Consider the following 419-nt stretch of genomic DNA (forward strand, 5'->3'; position numbering starts at 1 on the left):
GAAATTAACAAATATTAGAAATAACTATCTTCATCAAGTTACAACAAGTATAGTGAAAACCAAACCATACAGAATTGTAATAGAGGATTTGAATGTTTCTGGAATGATGAAAAATAAACATCTATCTGATTCAGTAAGAAAACAATGTTTTTACAAATTCAGACAATATATGACTTATAAAACAGAACTAAATGGAATTGAATTAGTAATAGCAGATAGATTTTATCCATCATCAAAAACTTGTAGTATTTGTGGTTCTATCAAATATGATTTGAAATTGAAAGATAGAATTTACAAGTGTTCACATTGTGGAGTAGTAATTGATAGAGATTATAATGCTTCACTAAATTTATCTATGTATAAATTAGCATAATTTCACAAACAAGAAAATGCTAATGTGTAGGACGCGTTGTATCCGA

General features: G+C 26.7%; 1 protein-coding gene. It reads left to right on the forward strand.

What is annotated here, in order from left to right; translation table 11 throughout:
- The coding region (locus I6E31_12495; GenBank protein ID MCF2640776.1) for a transposase at positions 1–373 on the forward strand (373 nt) is incomplete at its 5' end.
- Positions 374–419 lie beyond the last annotated feature (46 nt).

The organism is Fusobacterium varium (assembly GCA_021531615.1).
Classification (GTDB): Bacteria; Fusobacteriota; Fusobacteriia; order Fusobacteriales; family Fusobacteriaceae; genus Fusobacterium_A; species Fusobacterium_A varium_C.